Annotated in this window: 6 protein-coding genes; all 6 read left to right on the top strand. The window is 51.9% G+C overall.

Annotation, left to right across the window (positions count from 1 at the left end):
- Nucleotides 1–258: 258 nt before the first annotated feature.
- The 6 genes from KDK15_RS20315 (at nt 259) to accD (ending at nt 5935) form a co-directional block, all read left to right on the top strand.
- Nucleotides 259–879, top strand: a complete 621-nt coding sequence (locus KDK15_RS20315) for a hypothetical protein (RefSeq protein ID WP_257297223.1) — start codon at nt 259–261, stop codon at nt 877–879.
- A gap of 143 nt (nt 880–1022) precedes the next feature.
- Nucleotides 1023–1826, top strand: a complete 804-nt coding sequence (gene truA / locus KDK15_RS20310) for a tRNA pseudouridine(38-40) synthase TruA (protein WP_257297222.1) — start codon at nt 1023–1025, stop codon at nt 1824–1826.
- A 415-nt stretch (nt 1827–2241) separates the two neighbouring features.
- Nucleotides 2242–2952 carry a phosphoribosylanthranilate isomerase gene (locus KDK15_RS20305; protein ID WP_373691424.1) on the top strand — a complete coding sequence of 237 codons (711 nt, stop codon included), beginning with the start codon at nt 2242–2244 and terminating at the stop codon, nt 2950–2952.
- Nucleotides 2953–3023: 71 nt separating this feature from the next.
- Complete coding sequence (gene trpB / locus KDK15_RS20300; protein ID WP_373691425.1) at nt 3024–4196, top strand: tryptophan synthase subunit beta; 1173 nt, start codon at nt 3024–3026, stop codon at nt 4194–4196.
- Nucleotides 4197–4208: 12 nt separating this feature from the next.
- The gene (trpA, locus tag KDK15_RS20295) at nt 4209–5036 is read left to right on the top strand and encodes a tryptophan synthase subunit alpha (protein WP_257297220.1); all 828 of its coding nucleotides are present in this window, start codon (nt 4209–4211) and stop codon (nt 5034–5036) included.
- Nucleotides 5033–5935, top strand: a complete 903-nt coding sequence (gene accD, locus KDK15_RS20290; RefSeq protein ID WP_257297219.1) for an acetyl-CoA carboxylase, carboxyltransferase subunit beta — start codon at nt 5033–5035, stop codon at nt 5933–5935. Before trpA ends, accD begins: the two co-directional genes overlap by 4 nt.
- The last annotated feature ends 73 nt before the right edge of the window (nt 5936–6008 follow it).

Below are 6008 nucleotides of genomic sequence, written 5' to 3'. Positions count from 1 at the left end.
ATTCACCTCACAAAACCGAATTTTTATCCTCAATTTTCTGCCGTCCTCGCTACGGTCGCTATTCTCGGACAGCCTCCTAGGTAGACAGTCCCCTGTTTGCGCACAAAACCCTGTAATGCCTGCGAGGTACGGGTGTAGCTGTGAACGCGCTGAAAATACTTTCATTACCTGCCAGCAGGAACTTTTTCCTGGCTTGAGCATCTACATGGTCGCCTTACGTAAAACGTCACATTCTTAATATTTGAGAGGGAATTAACAATGGATATCAACTCAGGTACAGGCTCAACGACCAACGTTATTATTTCTACCTCTGTCATGGAGGATACTCTGGCTGTGGCAGGTACCATGACAGGACTTGCTTTCGGCTTTCTTGTATCCCGCATGACGGTGGACGACAATTTTCTGAATCACGCCTTATTTATGGGCGCTTCTGGCACTGCGGGATACCTCATCTCACAAGCTGCCTATCACGGTTGTACCGTCTTCTGGCAAGGTGCTGTGGAAATTCGTGATACCGTATCCACGTATATAGATAACCTTGGTATTACCCCCTTTATTCAGCAGGATTCTCATATTGTCCAGGCGTGTACCTACGCAGGAGCGCTCTGTGGCCTGGGTTGCAGTAGTGCCATCACAACTCCATTTTTGGGTTCACAAGAAGCGTCAAGACGTGAGAATCATCCTGATCCTATGGACCGAATCCTGTCTGGCACAGGCTCGGTCATGGTCGGTGCAGGTGTCGGATATCTGGTGGGAAAAGGGCTGGACTATACAGTAAAAGCAGCCTTTTCCGGTGACGGAATGGCTGCAGAACGCCCTGGTTTGACAACCACTGTGAGCGGGAGCCCTGACGAAAATACCCGGAATAATCCCACCTGAGTCAACTGGCGCAACTCCAATGTGCGGTACCGGGATGATATAGCAAAGATCACCAGACGGAACCAAAGGATGAGAGTGCTTCTGCAGCGGGTAATGAATCTGTTACTCTGCGTCTGACTTTTTTCTATAGGTATTTTTCTTTCATGCCCCGTTATGCAGCCAGTGTTCAATACGATGGTTCTCACTTTTTTGGTTGGCAGATGCTTAAAACCGGTTTACCCACTGTGCAGGCTGCTGTAGAAGGTGCATTTTCAAAAGTAGCTAACCATCCTGTTTCTGTTATTTGTGCAGGAAGGACGGATGCCCGGGTTCATGGCTGTAATCAGATCATTCATTTCGATACAGATGCCGTTCGTACAGAACGGGGCTGGGCTTATGGTGCTAATGCCAACTTGCCGGATGAAGTGGCCGTAAACTGGGTAAAGCCGGTTTCTGATGATTTCCATGCCCGCTTTTCTGCCCTGTGGCGACGTTATCGCTACGTTGTTTATAACCATCCCATTCGGCCAGCACACCTCTGCAAAGGGCTGACCTGGAATTATCGGCCGCTGGATGTTGAGCGGATGAAAGAGGCGGCAGAGTTCCTGGTGGGTGAACATGATTTTACCTCTTATCGTGCGATTCAGTGTCAGGCCAAGAACCCGGTCAGGCATGTAACCCGGCTTGATATTTCCCGCCATGGACCGCTTATTGTTATTGATGTTCAGGCCAATGCGTTTTTGCATCATATGATTCGTAATTTTGCCGGGGTGTTAATGGCGGTTGGCTGCGGCAAACGTGAGCCTGGCTGGGCAAAAGAGGTGTTGGAGGCCCGGGATCGTACCCAGGGTGGGGTGACTGCTTCGCCCTGTGGGCTTTATTTTGTCGATGCCGGATACGATAAGGTGTTTGGACTGCCGGCCTGTGAGTCAAGCCCGCACTTTATTGCGCCATTGATTCCGCTTTAAATCGACGATTTTTCAGGACTGGTACAGGGTTTTAATGCAATGGTTGGATTCTTTCTATCATTGAACTCCAAACTTCGTTTTGAAGCGCAGTCGAAGGACATCAAATCCATACCCTGTATAAAGACTGTGCCAAGCACCCTTCGACTCCGCTCAGGGTGAACGGAGATCTTAATGAGCAGCAGAACCCCGTTCATCCTGAGCAGCAAAACCCCGCTCATCCTGAGCTTGTCGAAGGGTGTGGACTCCGAACCAACCATAAAAACCGTGCCAAACACCCTTCGACTCCGCTCAGGGTGAACGGAGATTGTACACATTACACATCATTGAAATGATGTGCCAGATGCAGTAATTCCCGAAATGTTCTGATAAGATCGATGATCGCTCAGGGGTTGCCTATCCTTTCGCACCCGTTAGTGTGGAAGCGCCTTCAAGCCCTTACCCAGTGGTTGGCTCTGTGTTCTGGATACTCTCCAGGCCCAGAGCGTGGGAAAGAGAACACCAGCAAATGGAAGTATCTCCTCGTATAAAAATCTGCGGAATTACCCGTGTTGACGATGGTCTGATCGCTGCTGAAAGTGGGGTGGATGCCATTGGTCTGGTGTTTTACCGGAAAAGCCGTCGTTACGTCACGGTTGAACAGGCCATGGAGATTGTTCGGGCTCTGCCGCCGTTTGTCTCAGTAGTCGGGTTGTTTGTGGACGCCTCTGATGAGCTGATTCAATCGGTTCTGGGCGCGGTTCCTCTTTCACTTCTGCAATTTCATGGCAATGAACCGGAAACCGAGTGCGCCCGCTGGGGGGTGCGTTATATAAAGGCCTTCCGTGTTCGGCCGGATATTGCCGTGGCCGAAATGGTGGCTCCCTACACAACAGCCTGTGGCTACCTTCTGGACAGTTATAAAGCCGGGGAGGTGGGTGGTACCGGTGAGTCTTTTGACTGGGATTTGATACCCCATAAGCTGAATAAACCGGTGGTGCTTGCCGGAGGTCTAAGTCCTGACAATATCGTTCAGGCAGTTAACAGGGTTCGACCCTATGGAGTTGATGTCAGCAGTGGCGTAGAGAGTCAGCCTGGCATTAAGGATCACGACAAAATCAAAGCCTTTATCAAGGCGGCAGGAAGATGATGGTCGATCAAGAAATTTCTGAGTCCCCCGTTCTTTCTACTGAAGAACACAAGTACGATCAACCGGATTTAATGGGGCATTTTGGCCGTTACGGTGGACGTTTCGTGGCCGAAACCCTGATGGGTGCGCTGGAAGACCTTGATCGCACCTGGCGTGAGCTCTGGTGGGACAAGACCTTTCAGGAAGAATTTGATCGTGACCTGGCTGACTTTGTCGGCCGTCCTTCACCGCTCTATTTTGCTGAGCGATGGACTCAGGCGCTGGGTGGCGCAAAGATCTACCTGAAGCGTGAAGACCTCAATCATACCGGTGCCCACAAAATAAACCATGCGGTTGGCCAGGCGCTGCTGGCCAAACATATGGGTAAAACCCGGATTATTGCGGAAACCGGTGCCGGTCAGCACGGTGTTGCCTCGGCGACTGTGGCCGCCCGCCTTGGGATTGAGTGCGTGGTTTATATGGGGGCCAAAGACGTTAAGCGTCAGGCATTGAACGTCTATCGCATGAAGCTATTGGGAGCTACCGTTGTTCCGGTAGAAACCGGTTCCCAGACGCTGAAAGATGCCATTAATGAAGCGCTCAGGGATTGGGTAGCACGCCCTGAAGATACCTTCTACCTACTGGGCACAGTTTGTGGCCCTTCACCCTATCCTGAAATGGTGCGTAATCTGCAGAGTATTATTGGTCGGGAAGCCCGTCGGCAGATTCTGGAAAAAGAAGGGCGCCTGCCGGATGCCCTGGTTGCCTGTGTGGGTGGTGGTTCCAATGCCATGGGTTTGTTTCATGAATTTATCCAGGATAAAGACGTTAAGCTGTACGGTGTTGAAGCCGCAGGGCATGGTGTTGATACCGATAAGCATGCGGCCCGTATGAGTTCCGGTCGCCCGGGCGTGCTGCAGGGGGCAAGAACGTATTTGATGACCAATGAGCATGGTCAGATTATTGAAAGCCATTCTGTGTCAGCCGGGTTGGACTATCCAGGCGTTGGGCCAGAGCATAGTTACCTGAAAGATATCGGTCGTGCGCAATACCCGGCGGCAACGGATGAAGAAGCTCTGGCGGCATTCCGCAAGCTGACCCGGCTGGAAGGTATTATGCCAGCGCTGGAAAGTGCCCATGCCCTGGCCTGGGTCGATAAACTGGCGCCCACCATGGACGAAGACCAGATCATTATCTGTAACCTGTCTGGCCGTGGTGATAAGGATATTCATACCGTTGCCGCTATTGACGGCCTCGAAGTATAAGGTGGGCACAGCATGAGTCGTGAAATAAACAGAATTAAAGCCTGCTTTGAAGGGTTGCAGAGGCGTGAACGTAAAGCACTGATACCCTACATTCTTGCCGGTGACCCTCCGGGCAAGACCGTGGAGGTCATGCATCAGCTGGTGGACCATGGTGCGGATATGATTGAGCTGGGTTTTCCCTTCTCGGACCCGGTGGCGGATGGTCCGGTCATTGCCCAGGCCCATGAGCGGGCGGTATCACAAGGTGTTACATTGCATGACGTTTTTGCAATGGTTTCTGAATTCCGGGAAAGGGATAATGACACACCGATTGTCCTGATGGGCTATCTCAATCCGGTGGAGATCATGGGATACGAACGGTTTGTTGAGTTGGCCAGTCAGGCGGGTGTTGATGGTGTGCTGATGGTGGATATGCCACCGGAAGCCGCGGGTGATTTGCTGGATATGCTGCATGACCGTGGTATTGACATGATCAACCTGATTACACCGACCACATCCGATGAACGTATTGCCAAGATCTGCCGTGTTGCCAGTGGTTATCTCTATTATGTATCCCTGAAAGGGGTAACCGGTGCGGCAATCTTGAATACGGCAGAAGTTGAAGAGCGGGTCAACCACATCCGGCGTTTTGCTAACGTTCCGGTGTGTGTCGGCTTTGGTATCCGTGATGGTGCCTCTGCTGCAGCCATTGGGCGGATGGCAGACGGTGTTATTGCGGGCAGTGTGCTGGTTTCTGAGCTGGCTCAGTATGGCAATGAGGGGCAGGCCTCCATAGACCGTGTTGCCAGCCGAATTGCCGACATGCGTTCAGCTATGGACGATGACAGGATGAATGAATGAGCAACTGGTTAGTCGATAAACTGATTCCATCGTTATCACGTTCTGCTATTGCGCAGAAAAGCAGCAGTGTGCCAGAAGGGCTTTGGCGCAAGTGCGTCAAGTGTGACGCCGTTCTCTATCGCCCTGAGTTGGAGAGAAACCTGGGTGTTTGCCCCAAGTGCCAGCATCATATGAGAATCAGTGCCCGCACGCGACTGGATTACTTTCTTGACCGGGAAGGTAAGGAAGAGCTGTTTGCTGACCTTGAACCCATCGACCGCCTGAAATTTCGCGACACCAAAAGGTATCGTGATCGACTGGCAACGGCGCAAAAACAGACCGGCGAAAAAGATGCCCTGGTTGCCCAGCGTGGTACCGTCGAGGACATTCCGGTCGCTGCCGTTGCCTTTGAGTTTTCTTTTATGGGTGGCTCCATGGGGTCTGTGGTTGGGGAAAAGTTTGCCCGGGCTGCCGAGCTGTGCCTGGCAGAGAAGATGCCGCTGATCTGTTTTTCTGCCAGTGGTGGTGCCCGAATGCAGGAAGCCCTGTTTTCCCTGATGCAGATGGCGAAAACCAGTGCGGCCCTGGAAAGAATGCGCCAGGCGGGTATTCCTTATATCTCTGTAATGACTGACCCGGTGTACGGTGGTGTTTCTGCCAGTCTTGCCATGCTGGGTGATATCAATATGGCTGAGCCTGGTGCCCTGATTGGTTTTGCCGGCCCCAGGGTGATTGAACAGACCGTCAGGGAAAAGCTGCCGGAAGGGTTCCAGCGCAGTGAGTTCCTGCTGGATCACGGTGCTATTGATATGATTGTTTCGCGCTCTGATATGCGATCCACCATTGCCAGGCTGTGCCGGAAAATGCAGGGCAGGCCGGGTGCTGATGTGGAATTTGCTGATCCAGTAGAAGTTGCCTGAGCCAACCTCTTAGGGTGGACATTAAGCTTAGGAATTGCCCCGGAATAATTTGCACATTTCTGAGTTTCAAAAC

This window comes from Endozoicomonas sp. YOMI1, assembly GCF_024606345.1.
Lineage (GTDB): Bacteria > Pseudomonadota > Gammaproteobacteria > Pseudomonadales > Endozoicomonadaceae > Endozoicomonas.
Note: the sequence above shows the minus strand (reverse complement) of the source record. Positions and strands in the feature narration are given on the sequence as shown.